This window comes from Pseudomonadota bacterium (assembly GCA_013285445.1).
Taxonomy (GTDB): domain Bacteria; phylum Pseudomonadota; class Gammaproteobacteria; order Xanthomonadales; family Wenzhouxiangellaceae; genus Wenzhouxiangella.
In genome coordinates this window covers 2,415,630-2,430,952 of the sequence record CP053448.1, presented here as the reverse complement: position 1 = coordinate 2,430,952, position 15,323 = coordinate 2,415,630, and the positions used below count along the sequence as shown (strand labels likewise).

15 protein-coding genes and 1 tRNA gene are annotated in these 15,323 nt (G+C 63.7%); 4 read left to right on the top strand and 12 right to left on the bottom strand.

Annotation, left to right across the window (positions count from 1 at the left end; translation table 11 throughout):
- Nucleotides 1–2: 2 nt before the first annotated feature.
- Nucleotides 3–2,105: a TonB-dependent receptor gene (locus tag HND55_10945; protein ID QKK03116.1), complete on the bottom strand. Its 2,103-nt coding sequence runs from the start codon at nucleotides 2,103–2,105 to the stop codon at nucleotides 3–5.
- Between the two features lie 238 nt (nucleotides 2,106–2,343).
- Here HND55_10945 and HND55_10940 point away from each other — a divergent pair, with 238 nt between their 5' ends.
- Nucleotides 2,344–3,948, top strand: coding sequence for a peptide MFS transporter (locus HND55_10940; protein ID QKK03115.1), 1,605 nt, complete (start codon nucleotides 2,344–2,346; stop codon nucleotides 3,946–3,948).
- On the opposite strand, the gene HND55_10935 is transcribed toward HND55_10940, so the two are convergent.
- The 8 genes from HND55_10935 to HND55_10900 all read right to left on the bottom strand — a co-directional run bounded on the left by HND55_10935 (nucleotide 3,882) and on the right by HND55_10900 (nucleotide 10,987).
- Nucleotides 3,882–4,910, bottom strand: coding sequence for a radical SAM/Cys-rich domain protein (locus tag HND55_10935; protein QKK03114.1), 1,029 nt, complete (start codon nucleotides 4,908–4,910; stop codon nucleotides 3,882–3,884). The two genes, HND55_10940 and HND55_10935, sit on opposite strands and share 67 nt — an antisense overlap.
- On the bottom strand, nucleotides 4,903–5,742 hold the full coding sequence (locus HND55_10930; GenBank protein ID QKK04086.1) for a sterol desaturase family protein: 840 nt from the start codon (nucleotides 5,740–5,742) through the stop codon (nucleotides 4,903–4,905). Before HND55_10930 ends, HND55_10935 begins: the two co-directional genes overlap by 8 nt.
- A 143-nt stretch (nucleotides 5,743–5,885) precedes the next feature.
- Nucleotides 5,886–6,545: a DUF2064 domain-containing protein gene (locus tag HND55_10925; GenBank protein ID QKK03113.1), complete on the bottom strand. Its 660-nt coding sequence runs from the start codon at nucleotides 6,543–6,545 to the stop codon at nucleotides 5,886–5,888.
- Entirely contained in the window at nucleotides 6,542–7,207 is a 666-nt protein-coding gene (locus HND55_10920) for a glycosyltransferase (protein QKK03112.1), read from the bottom strand. Before HND55_10920 ends, HND55_10925 begins: the two co-directional genes overlap by 4 nt.
- Before the next feature lie 13 nt (nucleotides 7,208–7,220).
- Complete coding sequence (gene rnk, locus HND55_10915) at nucleotides 7,221–7,628, bottom strand: nucleoside diphosphate kinase regulator (protein QKK03111.1); 408 nt, start codon at nucleotides 7,626–7,628, stop codon at nucleotides 7,221–7,223.
- A gap of 113 nt (nucleotides 7,629–7,741) precedes the next feature.
- A complete protein-coding gene (locus HND55_10910) occupies nucleotides 7,742–9,889 on the bottom strand; it encodes an FAD-dependent oxidoreductase (protein ID QKK03110.1) in 2,148 nt (715 codons plus the stop codon).
- 105 nt (nucleotides 9,890–9,994) lie between these two features.
- Complete coding sequence (prmC, locus tag HND55_10905; protein ID QKK03109.1) at nucleotides 9,995–10,882, bottom strand: peptide chain release factor N(5)-glutamine methyltransferase; 888 nt, start codon at nucleotides 10,880–10,882, stop codon at nucleotides 9,995–9,997.
- 29 nt (nucleotides 10,883–10,911) lie between these two features.
- Nucleotides 10,912–10,987, bottom strand: a tRNA-Phe gene (locus HND55_10900).
- A 189-nt stretch (nucleotides 10,988–11,176) separates the two neighbouring features.
- Between HND55_10900 and HND55_10895 the strand changes: the two genes are divergently transcribed.
- The gene (locus HND55_10895) at nucleotides 11,177–11,521 is read left to right on the top strand and encodes a hypothetical protein (GenBank protein QKK03108.1); all 345 of its coding nucleotides are present in this window, start codon (nucleotides 11,177–11,179) and stop codon (nucleotides 11,519–11,521) included.
- A 270-nt stretch (nucleotides 11,522–11,791) separates the two neighbouring features.
- Nucleotides 11,792–12,262, top strand: coding sequence for a hypothetical protein (locus tag HND55_10890; GenBank protein QKK03107.1), 471 nt, complete (start codon nucleotides 11,792–11,794; stop codon nucleotides 12,260–12,262).
- Here the strand turns inward: HND55_10890 and HND55_10885 are convergent.
- The 3 genes from HND55_10885 to ftsY form a co-directional block, all read right to left on the bottom strand.
- Complete coding sequence (locus HND55_10885) at nucleotides 12,232–12,513, bottom strand: oxidative damage protection protein (protein QKK03106.1); 282 nt, start codon at nucleotides 12,511–12,513, stop codon at nucleotides 12,232–12,234. The genes HND55_10890 and HND55_10885 overlap by 31 nt on opposite strands.
- A gap of 106 nt (nucleotides 12,514–12,619) precedes the next feature.
- Complete coding sequence (gene mutY, locus HND55_10880) at nucleotides 12,620–13,630, bottom strand: A/G-specific adenine glycosylase (GenBank protein QKK03105.1); 1,011 nt, start codon at nucleotides 13,628–13,630, stop codon at nucleotides 12,620–12,622.
- 35 nt (nucleotides 13,631–13,665) lie between these two features.
- A complete protein-coding gene (gene ftsY / locus HND55_10875) occupies nucleotides 13,666–14,652 on the bottom strand; it encodes a signal recognition particle-docking protein FtsY (GenBank protein ID QKK03104.1) in 987 nt (328 codons plus the stop codon).
- Between the two features lie 80 nt (nucleotides 14,653–14,732).
- Here ftsY and rsmD point away from each other — a divergent pair, with 80 nt between their 5' ends.
- Complete coding sequence (rsmD, locus tag HND55_10870) at nucleotides 14,733–15,302, top strand: 16S rRNA (guanine(966)-N(2))-methyltransferase RsmD (GenBank protein QKK03103.1); 570 nt, start codon at nucleotides 14,733–14,735, stop codon at nucleotides 15,300–15,302.
- The last annotated feature ends 21 nt before the right edge of the window (nucleotides 15,303–15,323 follow it).

Sequence of the window (15,323 nt, the reverse complement as noted above, 5' to 3'; positions counted from 1 at the left end):
CCTCAGTTGAGCCACTGGAAATCGCGGGCCAGGCTCAGTCGCACGCTGCGCCCGGGCTGATTGATGCCGTTGGGGTGAATCCGGTAGTCCTTGTCGAACAGGTTGTCGAACGACAGTCGGAATTCGAATCCTTCCAGCGCGCCGGTTCGGGGAAAGTAGTTGATGAAGGCGTCGACCTTGCCGTACCCGGCGGTCTCGATCGCGCCCTCGGGCACGTTCCGGCGCGATCCGGCGGCGGTGAATTCGGCGCCAACGACCAGCTGGCGGTCGAGCAGACGAAGACCGCCGGTCAGGCTGAAGCGATCGGGCTGAATGCCTGCAAGGTTCTGGCCGGTGTCAGTGCGCTCGCCGTCAAGGGTGGTCAGGCTCGCTTTCAGGTAGGCGCGCGGCGCGTTCAGTCGGGCGCTGGCCTCAATGCCCCTGATCCTGGCGTCCACGTTGCGATTGGTCGTGATGCCGGGAAAGACCAGGGTCTGGGTGATCGGGTCGAAAGTCGGTTCACCGGAGATGAAAACCACGATCTGGTCGACGAAGTCGTCGACGTCGCTTTCGAACCAGGTGACGTCGAATTCCAGGTCAAGACCCGTGCCGCCGAGATCCCGGCTCTGCCAGCGCAGCCCCGCCTGCACCTGGCTGGCGTCTTCCGCGCGCAGGTTCGGTGTCGGCACGAACTCATTGATGACGACCTGCCCGGGCTGTAGGGGCACGATGAAGTGCACGCCGTCGGCAAACAATTCAGTCAGACTGGGGGCCCGGAAGGCCTCGGCGAACTCGGCCCACAGGTAGACCGAAGGGTGGGGCGCCCAGCCGAGCGCCACGCGCGCCGAGGTTTCACTGTCATCGCGGTTCGGGAATCCGTTGGCGGTGTAGTCGAAGCCGTCGTAGCGCAGGCCGGGGATCAGTGAAATCTGGCCGGGTAGGGGAATTTCGGCCTGGACAAAGGTGGCTTCGTAGTCGACTTCTGCGTCGGGAAACTGGGTACGGTCGGCGCCGTTGCGCAGGCCGCCTTGGTCGTCGGAGAAGAACTCGACGCCATAGGTCAGCCGGATCGGTTGACCGGCGATTGCTCCGAAGCGGGAGGTGTTGGCGATCTCCAAGCCCGTGGTCTCGAATTCGGTGAGATCGAGACGGTCATCGTCGAGCCGGCGCTCGCGGGTGTCGACCTCGTTCCTGTAGGCGCTGGCCTCCAGGTCGAGCCAGTCGCCTCCGGAGGGGTCGAAGCGATAGCGCGCGCGCAGGCCGCCGCGCTCGGTGTTGCGTTCGACCAGGTTGGTTGCCGTGGCGGGGCTGTTGGCGTTGGTGGGGTTGAGTCCTTCGTTTTCAAATCGGTCGAAGGCCAGCTCAATGCGATGATCGGCGCCGGGCTCGAAACCCAGCTTGATCAGTCCGTTGGTGATTTCGTCCCGGCTGGCGAGGATGTCGTTGCCATTGCCGTCCTCGAGGTCCTCGCCGGCATCGCGATAGACGAAGCTGCCGAGCCAGTCGAAGCGGCCAGACTGGCCATAGCCTGTCGCGAAACCGGAGCGCTCGTCAGCGTTTTGCTGGTAGGCGCCGCGCAGCCGCACGCCGATACCGTCCCTGCCGTTGGTGAGATCGCGGCCGTTGACCGTCTCCAGCGCGAACACGCCGCCCAGCGCGCCGCTGCCGTAGACGGCTGAACTGGCGCCGCGCAGGATCTCGACCGATCGCAACAGGTCCGGGTCGAGCAAAAACCGGCCACCGTGAGCCTTGTTGAAGTTCTGGCGGCTGCCGTCGAGACGGATCACGACCTGCTCATCGGAGAATCCGCGAATTGCCGGTTCCTCTGCAATGCGGCGAGGGCCGCCCTGAACGGTCACCCCGGCAGCGGACTCGAAGACATCCTGGAATGCGTAAGGCAGAATGACCTGAATCTCCTCACGTCGCAGCACGCTAACCGCTGCCGGTGTGGAAAAACGCGGTCGGTCGGTGCGCGTTGCCGAAACAACCAGGACGTCGAGGTCCAGGCTCTCGGCCAGTGTGGCAGCGGTTGGGCCATCGCCCATCTCGTCGGCAGAGGGGTTCTGGGCGGGCAGCGGCAGGCTCAGTGCGGCCAGCAGCGAAACGAGGGGCAGTTTGTGGTTCACGAATGGACTCCAGGCCTGGACCTAATCAGAGACATTGCTCTACCTGGCTTGCGGTCGTTCCGCTGGCTGGGTGTTGACGGGAATTGATTCAGCTCAATGAATCATAACGGAAATGCGTCTGATTCGCAATCACGTTGATTGGATCGCGATGACCCAGACGAATGCGGCTTGAATAAAGCGGGGATTTCTGGTCAACTCCCCGGGTTGCATCAGAACCATACCTACAAGAGGAGACAACATGTCCCATACAAACGAGGGAAGCTCGGTGGTTCCGGGCCAGAAGCAGTTCTTCGGTCATCCGGCCGGTCTTGGAACGCTGTTCTTCACCGAACTGTGGGAGCGCTTCAGCTACTACGGCATGCGCGCGCTGCTGGTGCTGTTCATGACCGCTGCGGTGGTCGAGGGCGGACTGGGCTTCGATGATCCGACCGCCACGGCCATCTACGGCCTGTACACGGCCGGCGTCTACCTGGCCGCGCTGCCAGGCGGCTGGCTGGCAGACCGCATCTTTGGCCAGCAGAATGCCATCTGGTACGGCGGCATCATCATCGCCGCCGGTCATATCGTTCTTTCTCTACCCGGTTTCGGCCTGGTGCCCGAACTCTACGGTTTCTACTTCGGGCTGATCCTGATCGTGGTCGGCACTGGCCTGCTCAAGCCCAACATCTCCAGCTGCGTCGGCGAACTTTATCCCGATGGCGGCTCGCGCCGCGATGCCGGCTACGTGATCTACTACATGGGCATCAATATCGGGGCCGCGCTGGGGCCGTTCATCTGCGGTCTGCTGCGCGTGAATATGGGCTGGCACTGGGGCTTTGCCGCAGCCGCGATCGGTATGATCGCCGGGCTGATCGTGTATCGCGCGACTCAGCGCCATCTGGGTGAATTCGGCAAGCAGCCGCATCCCACGCCGTCGGAAAAGCAGGGCCAGACGCGCTTCATGGCCTGGGCCATCTATGCAGCCACTGCCGGCATTTTTCTGCTTGCGTTTCTCGGCCTCGGTGGCGTGGTCGTGTTCGATGCGCAGGTCCTGGCGGAAGCCAGCGTGTATGTGATCGTGATCGTGGCGGTGCTGTTCTTTGCCCGGGTGCTGCTCGACTCCCGGCTGACCAGCCTGGAGCGCCGGCGCACCGTGGTGCTGGTGGCACTGTTCATCGGCGCTGCGCTGTTCTGGTCGGGCTTCGAGCAGGCCGGATCGTCGCTCAACCTGTTTGCCGAGCGCTACACGGCACGCGAGATGCTGGGCATCGTGATTCCGGCCGAGGTCTTTCAGTCGCTCAATCCGGTCTACATATTGATCTTTGCGCCATTCTTCTCGGCCTTGTGGATCAACCTGGGGCGACGCAACCTCGATCCGTCGATTCCGATGAAGTTCGCGCTGGGCTTCCTGCAGCTCGGCATCGGGTTCGGCTTCATGTGGATCGCCGCCTCGCTGATTCAGGATGGCGGACAGGTACTGCCGACCTGGCTGCTGCTGACTTACCTGTTTCACACCACCGGTGAACTCTGCCTGAGTCCGATCGGCCTGTCGGCGACCTCCAAGCTGGCGCCGAGAAGCTACTATAGCCAGATGATGGGTATGTGGTTCTTTGGCGCCGCCCTGGGGAACCTGCTGGCCGGCCTGCTGGCCGGTGAGTTCAGCGGGGATCGCGTCTCCGAATTCCCCGAGGTCTATCGCCAGATCGTCATCTTCTGCGGCGTGGTGACCGTCGGATTCCTGATTGCCACGCCGTTTCTCAAGAAGATGGCGGCGCTTGATGAGGACCGGCCAAAGGACTACACGCGCGAGGACGAGCCCGGTGCGTTCGATGCCGATGTGCCGGCCGGCAAGGATCGCGACTGACCATCGCCCAGGGCGCCGCTGCAGCTCGACCCCTGACCGGCGGTACAGCCGTAGCAGTGGTCGGCCACGCCGATAGCACGGGGCAGCTTGCGTCCGTCCAGCAGGTCATCCAGATGGGTGGCCTGCTGCCTGCCCTGCAGCGGCAGGCCGAGCATCTGGTTGAAGTCGCAGTCGTAGACAAAACCCTGATGGTCTACGCTGAGCAGGCTGCGGCACATTACGGCCTGCAGGTTGTCGCGTCGATAGGCATTTTTGAGCAGCATCATGTAGTCGTCGAATTCGCCCCTGGCCAGCAGGATGGCGCCGAATCGCTTGATCGGCATGTTGGTCAAGGTAAACAGCTGGTTGAACTCGATGCCGAATTCGCTTCTCAAAAGCGTTTTGTAGTCCCGCTCCAGCGCGTCCTGTGGCGGCGGCAGTGCAGGGCCCAGGGGGTTGTAGACCAGGTTCAGCACGCGCCGTGATCCTGGCCGGCCGTAGCCGAGCACATTGAGCCGTTTGAGCGCGCTGATCGACGATTCGAACACGCCACGGCCGCGCTGGGCATCGACGTTTTCCTTCGAATAGCAGGGCAGGGAGGCGATGACCTCGACTTCGTGTCCGGCCAGGAAATCGCCGACCCATTCGTAGCCGGGCTCGTTCATGATCGTCGGGTTGAGCCGATCCATGACGTGCAGGCCTTCTGCCCGGGCACCGTCAACCAGCCAGCGAAAGTGCGGGTTCATTTCCGGCGAACCGCCGGTCAGATCGAGAGTCCTTGCGCCGAAACGATCGGCTACTGCCAGCGCCGAGACCATCGTGTCCCGGTCCATGAGTTCCTTTCGATTGGGTCCGGCATTGACGTGGCAGTGAAGGCAGGCGAGATTGCACAGGTAGCCCAGGTTCATCTGCAGCGTATCCAGTCGCTCTCGGGCGATGGCCGGGAAGCCGGTCTTTTGCAGCAGCGGCCAGGCGTCACGCATCGTCTTTCCCCGTGTTTGTTTCCGAGTGTCTGTCCGTGTCGGTTCGGGAACGGAATGGATTGATCAGCAGTTGCAGCAGGGATTGTTCCCGCCTGGAGCGGAAGCGATCGAGGCCGATCGGCATGCTGCGCTCGTCTTGCCGTGGCGCGGGAGTGTAGCTGCCGAAGATGCGGTCCCAGACCGACAGGTGGAAGCCGTAATTGCTGTCGGTTTCCGGCCGCCAGGTCGAGTGATGAACGCGATGCATCGATGGCGTGACGATCAACCAGCGCAGGCGCCGGTCCAGCGCCGGGGGAAAACGGAAGTCGGCGTGGGTGAACAGCGAGCCGGCCGACAGCAGGATCTCGAAGATCAGCACGGCCAACGGATGCGGCGCCAGCAGCCAGACCAGCCCGAGCTTGATGCCCATCGACAGCGTCGTCTCGAAGGGATGGAAGCGCACGCCGGTGGTCACGTCGAAGGCGGTGTCGGCGTGATGCACGCGGTGCATGCGCCAGAAAAAGGGAATGATATGGAAGAGTCGGTGCTGCCAGTAGATGGCGACGTCGAAGATCAGCACCGCCACCAGGATCTCCAGCCAGGCCGGCCAGGCCAGAGCGCCGAACAGGCCACAGCCGTGCACCTGCATTGCAAGGACCACGGTCAGCACGGGAAAGGCCAGGCGCAGCACCAGGGTGTCGATCACGACCAGCAAGGCATTGGTCAGTTGCCGCATTGACCAGCGGCCGTCGCCGCGTGCTGGCCACAGGCGCTGGATGATCAGCAGCAGGGCGAGGGTGGCGAGGAAGATGGTAACGCGGATGAGGGGTTCGTGTTGCACGGCAGGACTCAGGGGTCAGTGCGGCTGCGCCACGCGTGGATCGGAGTCTGCGTAGGCCGGGGTCGCATCCCCGACGGACGACGTAGTGGATCTGTGCACGTGTAGCGACGTGTGTTCAAGGTTGAAATGTCGTCCGTCGGGGATGCGACCCCGACCTACGCGTGCTTCGATTCTACGAGCATATCCAGTAGTTGGTTCTGTCGGGGCAGGCGTTGGGGGAGCTGTGCCAGTTCCGCAGCCACCCGTGCTGTGTCGTCTTGCGTGTCGAGATCGGTGAGTATCGGAAGCTCCAGGCATTCGATGTCGGCTCCAATGGACTGCCGGAATTGCCATAGGGTATCAGGGTGGCTGTAAGAGACTCGTGTCCAGCAGGACAGGTCCGGAACATGGTTGGCGCCGAAGGTCCAGAAACCACCGTCGCTTGCCGGGCCAAGGACGCTCGCGGGGTGATTCCTCTGCAGCCATGCAGCCGCACGACGCAGCACTTCGGGTTGGAGCTGCGGGGCGTCGGCGCCGAGCAGCAGGCCGGCGCCATGGTGCTCCACAAGCGTGGACAGCACGCGGTGCATGCGTTCGCCCAGACCGCCAGCTCCCTGGTCGATATGGGCGAAGTCCGGCCAATGTTCGGCAGCCTGATCCGCTGGCTCCGCGATCGCCCAGTAGACATGCTTGCCTGCATCGCAAGCGACCTCCGCGACCGCGGCGGCGCACTGCCGGTAGAGCGCCTCGGCGCGCTCTGTGCCAAGAGTCGCTGCCAGACGGGTCTTGACCGGCGACAGGCCCGGCGTCTTGACGAAGATCGCGATGGCCGTCACGGCGCCCCCGGCGGTTGTGAGCGGCGCGCGGCCCGAATCAGGCGCCAGGCAGCCAGCTGGTGGCTGAGGGTGGTGCGCAGCCAACCCTGTTGGCGGTAACGGCGCGCGCTGGTGGCAAGAGTCGTAGCGATGGCGCGTATCGGCAGCCCGGCCCGACGCGCGCGAACCACCAGGTCCAGGTCTTCACCACGTGCCAGGTCCTCGCGAAACCCGCCCAGCCGCTCGAACCAGCTGCGGGGCAGGCACAGGCCCTGATCGCCGTAAGGCAGGCCCAGCAGGCAGGAACGGAGATTGGCGCCCCATGCATTGAGTCGGACCAGGCCGGGGCCATCGGGCAGAAAGCGCAGCCGGCAATAGCCCAGCGCATCCTGGCTTTGCCCGATAAACCGCTCCACCACCGTCAAAGCGTCCGGCTCCGGCTGACTGTCGGCGTGGACCAACCATAGCCAGTGGCCGCATGCGGCCCGTCCGCCCCGGTTGAGCTGCCGGCCGCGACCGGCCGGGCCGGAAATCCGCAGTGCCCGAGCGGGCAGCTTTGATGAGCAGGTTACTGTCGTCGAGACGATGACCTGGTGATGTGCGCAGGCTTTGTCCAGCAGGTTCAGTAGCTCGCGGCCAAGGGTATCGTCGCCGCCCAGCGGCACGATGATGCTCAGCGCCATCACAACCGGCTGATCAGCGATGGAATTGCCCCTCGCGTTCAGGCTGGTAAATGATCTGATCGATGTTGACGTTCATGCTGCCGCCGCCGTGGCGTGGCCAGTCGATACTGCTGCCTTCGCGCATACCCAGCAGTGCGCTGCCGACCGGCGCCATCACCGAGATCTGTTGATCGGTGTCGTTCAGGGCAGCCGGGTAGACGAGGGTGCGGACATATTCCTGTCCATCAACCGAGAAGCGGACGCTCGAGTTCATGCTGACCACATCCGCCGGTATCGCGGCCGGTTCGACCAGCTGGGCGCGCACCAATTCGGCCTCCAGTTCGGCCATCCCGGCAAAACTGTTGGCCGGCTGATCCTCAAACAGCTTCTCCAGGCGGTGGAGATCCATTGTGGAGATAATGATTGGTGGTCGGGCGCTCATGTCTGTACCTGCAGGTCATTGATGTATGAACAAAAGGCCGGCACCGTCAACGCAGACGGCCACCAGCCCAACCATCAGTGTACCTGCAAACAACCGCGGAGCAAGCGGCAAGATCAACTGCCGCGTCGCCAGCGAAAAAAGCGCTCCGCCCAGCGCAGCGCGGTCTCTGGCTGGTGCGCCTTCTTCCATTCGCCCGCGGCAAACTTGTTGGCCTCGCTGAAGGTCGGATAGACGTGGATCGTGCCCAGCAGTTTGTTCAGCCCCAGGCCATGCTTCATGGCCAGCACGAATTCGGGCAGCATCTCCCCGGCATGCGCACCGATGATGGTGGCGCCAAGAATGCGGTCCTTGCCGGGTGCCGTCAGCACCTTGATACAGCCGTAGTCGGCGCTGTCGGCGATGGCCCGGTCGAGATCGTCGAGGCCGTAGGTGGTCAGCTCGTAGTCGATTCCCCGCTCGCGCGCCTCGTCCTCGCTCAGGCCCACGCGGGCCACTTCCGGGTCGGTGAAAGTCACCCAGGGAATGACCCGGTCATCGGTGCGGAAGGACCACAGCGGGCTGATCAGCGCGTTGACCGCTGCCGACCAGGCTTGGTGAGCGGCGACATGCGTGAACTGATAGGGGCCGGCAGCGTCGCCGCAGACGTAGACATTGGGGAAGTTGGTGCGCTGGAAACCATCGGTCTCGATGGTGCCGCGCTCATCGAGCCGCACACCCAGCGTTTCCAGGCCGTAGCCACGAACGCGGGCGCGCCGCCCCAGCGCGACCAGCAGACGGTCGAAGTCGAAGGCGACCTCCCGACCCGCGTGTTCGCAAAACAGGCGCTGACCTCCTTGTGTCGTTTCGACCCGCAGCGCCTTGTGGCCGACAGCCACCCGCACACCGTCCCGCTCAAGATGCTCGGCGAGCAGCTCCCCGGCCTCGGCATCTTCGCGCGGCAGCAGGCGGTCGGCCATCTCGACGACAGTGGTTTCTGACCCCAGTCGGGCGAACGCCTGGGTCAGCTCGGAGCCGATTGGTCCGCCGCCGAGGACGACCAGGCGTTCGGGCAGCACATCCAGATCCCACAGCGTGTCGCTGGTCAGGTAATCGACCTGTTCAAGCCCCTCGATGGGCGGCACCAGCGGCTCGGCTCCAGCGGCTAGCACGATGGCGCGGGCGCTCAAGCGCCGGCCGCCGGCCTCGACCTCCCACGGCGAGACCAGCTTTGCCTCGGCCTGGATCACGTCCACGCCCATCGCCTCGTAGCGCTCGCGCGAGTCGTGTGGCTCGATGCGGCGAATGATTTCGTGAACGCGCTCCATGACCTCGCGAAAGTCGATCCGGGCGCTTGCCTCGGCCACGCCATAGCGCTTGCTGTCGCGCACCTCGGCCAGGGTTCGCGCGGTGCGAATCAGGGCCTTCGACGGCACGCAGCCGGTGTTGAGACAGTCACCCCCCATTTGATTCTTTTCGATCAGGGCGACCCTGGCCCGCACCGTGGCGCCGATATAGGCCGATACCAGCCCGGCCGAGCCGGCACCGATCACGATCAGGTTGTAGTCAAAGCGTTTCGGTCGATTGTGCCCGGCGTAGACCTTGCGTCGCTGAAGGAAGCGCAACAGCCAGCGCAGGATCAGCGGCAGCAGTCCGAGCAGGGCAAATGCACCGATCAGCTCGAGCGAAAGAATATCGCCCATGCGGTCGATTTGCGCCAGCTGGGTCCCGGCGTTGACGTAAACCAGGGTGGCCGGCAGCATACCCAGCTGGCTGACCCAAAAAAACGTCCAGGTTCGAATCGGCGTCAGCGCCATGATCAGGTTGATCACCCAGAAGGGAAACACCGGCACGAGCCTGAGCGCCAGCAGGTAAAACGGGCCGTCCTTTTCCACGCCCCGATTGATCCTGGCCAGGCGTTTGCTGAAACGCTTCTGGATCCAGTCCCGAAACAGGAAGCGTGCGGCCAGAAAGACCAGAGTGGCGCCAATGGTGCTGGCAAACGACACGGCGACAGTCCCGACAAGCAGACCGAACAGGGCGCCACCGGCGAGCGTCAGTACGGCGGCGCCGGGAACCGAGAGTGCAGCCATCACGATATAGACGGCCATATAGACCGCAACGACCAACATCAGGTTCTGTTCGGTAAAGGCAAGCAGCGCGTCGCGCTGCTCGCGCAGCGCTTCCAGGCTCAGGTACTGCGTCAGATCGAATACGAAAAAGGCCGCGATCGCGACGGCAAACACAGCAATGATGGCCAGTCGAAGCAGGACGGCAGGTGACATGAAAGTATCTCGCGATAGGCTGACTGGCCTGCAGCTTAGCCTGCTTTTTCAGCCGGCGCGATACGTGAATGTTCGTAGTGCGCGCCCGCGTGCGATATGCCGCTGTCAGCGCTGGCCCGGCCTGAGCCCGAGCGCAACCCGGGCAATGCCGGCCAGATCATCCACCGACCTTACCCGTTCAAATCCGCTTCGGTGCAGCAGCTCGATGACGAAGGCGGCCTGGTCATGGCCGTGTTCGACCAGCAGCCAGCCGCCGGGCAGCAGATGCTCATGCGCGCCGTCTGCCAGGCGCCGGAGAATCGCTGTGCCGCGATCCGGACAGCTCAGCGCCAGGCGGGGTTCGCTGGGCAGATCGCCCTGTTCGAGATGGGGATCGCCATCGGCCACGTAGGGTGGATTGGAAACGACCAGGTCAAACTGTTGACTGCGCAGCGGCTGGTACAGGTCGCCTTCGAGCAGGCGAACCGACTCAAGGCGCAGTGCCTGGCGATTGCGTTCGGCCACCGCCAGCGCTTCCAGACAGATGTCTGTCGCCGTAACCTGCCAGTTCGGGCGCTCGGCGGCGAGCGTCAGCGCGATGCAGCCCGAGCCGGTGCCGATATCGACAACTCGTGCGTTATCGGGCAGGGGGAGATCAAGGATCAGTTCAATCAGTAACTCGGTTTCGGGCCGCGGTATCAGGACAGCGTCGTCGACCTGAAACTGGCGACCGTAAAACTCGCGCTGCCCGAGTAGATAGGCAATCGGGCGGCCGGCTGACCGCTTGTCGACCAGTTCAGCGAAGCGCCGGGCCTGATCGGCACTGAGCGCAGCATCGCCGTGGGCATAGAGCCAGGCCCGGCTGCGGCCGAGCACGAAAGCCAGCAAGAGTTCCGCCTCCAGGCGGCTCTTGAGGTCACATGCCGCTTCATCCAGGGCACGGTGCGCCACCCAGGCACGCGCGTTGGCAAAAAAGGGCTTGTTGGCATCAGGACCGGAAAAGCGGTTCGGCATGCACTGGCGCGCAGGTCAGAGTCGGGAAATGGTGGCCAGGGACGGAATCGAACCGCCGACACGGGGATTTTCAGTCCCCTGCTCTACCAACTGAGCTACCTGGCCTTGAAATCCGGCAGATCGCAGTCATTTCCGGGCCTGCCCGGAAAGCCGGTCATTAAACCGTTTTTGGTCGCGAAAGTCAACCAGCCGCACGGTTCTTGGGAGCCTCTGAACAACTCTGCGCAGAGTTGTTCAGAGGCTCCCTTGACAAGCTGGTTCGACTTACTCGAATTGCCTTAGGGAAGGGGTTGCGTGTTCAACTATTTGATAAATAAGAGAAAGATAATGGCTGTAGACAGACGTTTCTGGCCCTGTGCGCTCTTGTTGATGGTTGTTCTCGGCCTTTCATGGCAACGAGTGGCGGCTGCCAGTCAGGTACTGGCCACCTGTGATGACTGTCCACCATCTCAGCACAACAGCTGTGCCACTCAGATGGGGCATCAGTTCTGGCTGGCGCACGGCTCCCATGTGTGGATCGTCGATTTCGTTCAGCAGTACGCGACGAAATTCAAGCTCGAAGTCTACCCGCCCGACACCATCATCTACGGTGCGCAAGAAGCTCCTGTGGGGCGGTGCAGACTGCTGTCCGACTATTGACCCGATTGCTGCGGGCAGGCCTCCGCCACTCTGGCGGGGGCCTTGGTTGTTCCTGATGGCGCAAGAACTTCAGGCAGACTGAGCGCCCGGTTTCCTGATTTGCATCCGCATCAAGACCCATACTGCCCGTGGGTCGGCGGGTGCGCGGGCATTTCTCTCGCGCCGGCTTCGCGGGCCTGGCGCTCCGCCCCCGGCAAGCCGGTGTGAACCGCGCACGATGCGGAACCATTTGGAGCCGATCCTGCCAAACAAAAACAAGGAGGTAAACGAATGAAAGCACTGTCTGTTTTTGTTGTTTTGATGCTCGTTATTGGCTGCGCGGCGTCCGGCGATCGGCTTTCCACCGATGCGGTCAGCGCGGTCTACCAGCGCCATGCCGGCGCCCATGAGCAACCGGTGCGTTATTCCAGCATTCGCAGCTGGCACAGCGCCGGCTATCACGGTGTTGTCCTGGAGCTGGACGGGCGCCGTCACTACCTGCTCGAAGTCACCGGCCCGTGCAGCTTCGAACTTCCCTCTGCGATGACGCTGCGACTGGAAACGGCGCAGCCGCGACGGCTGTCGCGCTTTGACAGCGTTGCGGTCGACAGCCGGGTGTGTCAGGTGCAGGCCGTTCGCCGCGTGGATATGGAAGCCGTCGAGGAAGAGCTGGCTGCAAGGCGCGAGCAAGTCGTCGAGCCGCGCGAGGATGTCGTGGTCGAATCGGCCGATCAGGACGAAGATTCTTCGGGCGGAGTGTAGCCCTCGGCGCGGTCGACTTCACCGCCGAACAGAAACGCCTCGGCCTGCTGCTCCAGATAGCGGCGATGTTCCGGGTCGAGGGGACTGAGCCGCTTTTCATTGATCAGCATGGTCTGGTGTGCCAGCCAGCGCTGCCAGGCGGGTTTCGAGATGTGCTCATAGATGCGTTGGCCGAGCGGGCCAGGCAGGGGCGGGCGTGGCAGGCCCTCGGCTTCGCGGTCAAGATAGCTGCAATGGACGGTACGCGACATCGGCAAACCCGATCAGGTGGTCACAGTCTGCAAGTCTAATCGACCCGGGAGCGCTGCTGGCGTTGTTTAGCGGCGATTGCACAGCCCCTCCCCGGAGGGTTCGATCTCAGAGAGACTCCAGAATCGAGCGCACCGGACGAGGCAGACCCAGATCCAGGGCCTGCATTGGGCTGAACCACGCCCGTTGGGGCCGGTCCGCGATTGTCTTCGGGAGGGTGGTTTTCCGGTGCAGATGAATCGTCAGCTCGAAATGGGTGAACTGATGGCGAATGATCTCGGCTTGCGTGGCGGGTGGCTGCTGCGCCAGCGGTTGATCGGGCAGACACCATAGCCCGCCCCACACGCCGCTCGGTGGCCGCCGCTCAAGCAGTACCCGACCGCGCCGATCCCGCACCAGGAACATCAGCGTGTGTTTGACCGGCCGTTGGCGCGTGGGACGCGGTGCGGGTAGTGCCCGGACGCGATCCTGGGCCAGCGCAACACAGTCCCCGGCGACGGGGCAGTGCGCGCAACTGGCGCCGCGCGGCGTACACACGGTCGCTCCAAGATCCATGATGGCCTGGGTGTATGCGCCGGCCTGCCCCTTGGGTGTTCGTCTGTCGGCCTCCCGCCAGAGGCGCTTCAGCACCGCCGAGCGACCCGGCCAGCCCTCGATGCCGGCGTGGCGCGCGAGCACGCGCTTGACGTTGCCGTCGAGGATTGGGGCGCGGCGGCCGAAAGCCTGGGCGATGATGGCATTGGCCGTTGACGGGCCGATGCCCGGCAGAGCCCGAAGCCGGTCCGCGTCTTCCGGCAGCGCGCCATCGTGAGTTTCCATGCACCGTCTGGCCGCAGCGTGCAGGTTGCGTGCCCGGGCGTAGTAACCCAGACCTGACCATTGGGCGAGGACGTCATCGATATCCGCGCCGGCCAGCGATTCAAGGTCTGGAAAGACGGCCATGAACCGCTCGAAGTACGGTATGGCCGTGGCGACCTGGGTCTGTTGCAGCATGATCTCCGCGACCCAGACCCGGTAGGGCGACTGGTCTTGCTGCCACGGCAGGCCGCGGCGACCATGGGTGTGCCACCAGTCGAGCAGGCGTTTGGCAAACGGCGCATTCGGCTCGGCGGCTGACATGATCCTCAGGGGCTGCGGCCTCCGGCCCGATTCACCTATTCGACCGGCAGGATGGCGTGCACGAAGGTGCCGGCGTCGAAGGGCCTGAGATCAGCCACGGATTCGCCAACGCCGATAAAGCGGATCGGGATGTTCAGCTCCTGGGCAATGGCGAACAGCACGCCGCCTCGTGCCGTGCCGTCAAGCTTGGTGACGGTGATGCCGGTGAGATTGGCTGCTTCGTTGAACTGGCGCGCCTGGGCCAGTGCATTCTGCCCGGTGCCAGCGTCAACGACCAGCATGGTTTCATGCGGTGCCTCGGGGTCGATCTTCTTCATCACGCGAACGATCTTCGACAGCTCGGCCATCAGATTGGCCTGAGTGTGCAGGCGCCCGGCGGTGTCGGCGATCAGTACATCGATGCCCCGGGCCTTTGCCGAATGCAGGGCGTCATAGATGACGGCGGCCGTATCAGCGCCCGAGGCTTGTGCTGCCACCGGGACGCCGTTGCGTTCGCCCCAGACCTGAAGCTGCTTGACCGCTGCGGCGCGGAAGGTGTCCCCTGCTGCGAGCATCACCGACTTGCCTTCATCCAGGTATCGCCGCGCCAGCTTCCCGATGGTGGTGGTCTTGCCCACCCCGTTGACGCCGACCATCAGAATGACAAATGGTTGTTTGTCCGGATCAACGGCAAGGAACTGCTCGCAGGGCTCGATCAGGTCGTAGAGCTCGGCCTGTACCGCCGGCAGAATCTGTGACGGTCCACTGATGATGCCCTGGTCGATGGCCTGGCGCAGGCGCTCGATGATGCGGGTGGTCGCAGCTACCCCGGTATCGGAGGTCAGCAGGGTGGTCTCGATCTCTTCGATCAGTGCCTCGTCGATTCTCTCGGCAGAGCCGATCAGTCCGAACAGCCCGCCCAGGCTCGATCGCGTGCGCGCAAGGCGCTGTTCGAGTGGGTCGACCCCCGATGATTCAGCCGGACGAACCTGGGTGCTCTCAACGCCCTGACCGGTTTTCTTGCGTTTGAAGATGGAAAACATGTGAAGTGGCGTTCGGGGTTGGGTCCAGGAATTACCAAATGGCTGCCGGCAGCCTGTCGAGTCGGTATGCTATCACCGTCATGAGCGGAAAGATCCGGATAATTGGCGGGCAGTGGCGGGGGCGAAGGCTAACGGTTCCGGATCGGGCCGGGTTGCGTCCCAGCGGGGACCGGGTGCGTGAAACCCTGTTCAACTGGCTACAGCCGGTCATCCGTGGCTCGCGCTGCCTTGATTTGTTTGCGGGAACTGGCGCGCTGGGGCTGGAAGCGCTGTCTCGCGGCGCCGCCGAAGCGGTCTTTGTCGAGCGTGACCGCGAGCTGGCCGCATCGCTCGAAACGCGACTTGCTCAATGGCCCGGGGGCGAGCGAGGCGAAGTGGCACAGGCCGACGCGCTGCGCTGGCTGGGCATTGATCACCGCAGCTTTGACCTCGTATTTGTCGATCCCCCGTTCGATCGATCGCTCCAGTTGCGCGTGCTGGATCTGCTCTCGGCAGGGCCTCGGCTCTCGCCCGGCGCACGTGTTTATCTCGAACTGCCCTCACGCGATGTCGAGCCGGACCCTGGCACCCCATTCGTAGTTCTGCGCAACAAGTGTTTGGGCGGGGTACGCTTGATGCTGCTCGGGTACGGTGAAGCAGCGGCGTTATAATACGCCTCCGTTCAGCTCGAG

Bases quoted from the DNA above. Each gene is read 5' to 3' on its own strand.
- prmC (QKK03109.1), bottom strand. From the start codon at position 10,882: ATGCCGAACCGCTTTTCCGGTCCTGATGCCAACAAGCCCTTTTTTGCC.
- rsmD (QKK03103.1), top strand. From the start codon at position 14,733: ATGAGCGGAAAGATCCGGATAATTGGCGGGCAGTGGCGGGGGCGAAGG.
- HND55_10885 (QKK03106.1), bottom strand. From the start codon at position 12,513: ATGTCGCGTACCGTCCATTGCAGCTATCTTGACCGCGAAGCCGAGGGC.
- HND55_10935 (QKK03114.1), bottom strand. From the start codon at position 4,910: ATGCGTGACGCCTGGCCGCTGCTGCAAAAGACCGGCTTCCCGGCCATC.
- mutY (QKK03105.1), bottom strand. From the start codon at position 13,630: ATGTCAGCCGCCGAGCCGAATGCGCCGTTTGCCAAACGCCTGCTCGAC.
- HND55_10910 (QKK03110.1), bottom strand. From the start codon at position 9,889: ATGTCACCTGCCGTCCTGCTTCGACTGGCCATCATTGCTGTGTTTGCC.
- ftsY (QKK03104.1), bottom strand. From the start codon at position 14,652: ATGTTTTCCATCTTCAAACGCAAGAAAACCGGTCAGGGCGTTGAGAGC.
- rnk (QKK03111.1), bottom strand. From the start codon at position 7,628: ATGAGCGCCCGACCACCAATCATTATCTCCACAATGGATCTCCACCGC.
- HND55_10890 (QKK03107.1), top strand. From the start codon at position 11,792: ATGAAAGCACTGTCTGTTTTTGTTGTTTTGATGCTCGTTATTGGCTGC.
- HND55_10920 (QKK03112.1), bottom strand. From the start codon at position 7,207: ATGGCGCTGAGCATCATCGTGCCGCTGGGCGGCGACGATACCCTTGGC.
- HND55_10940 (QKK03115.1), top strand. From the start codon at position 2,344: ATGTCCCATACAAACGAGGGAAGCTCGGTGGTTCCGGGCCAGAAGCAG.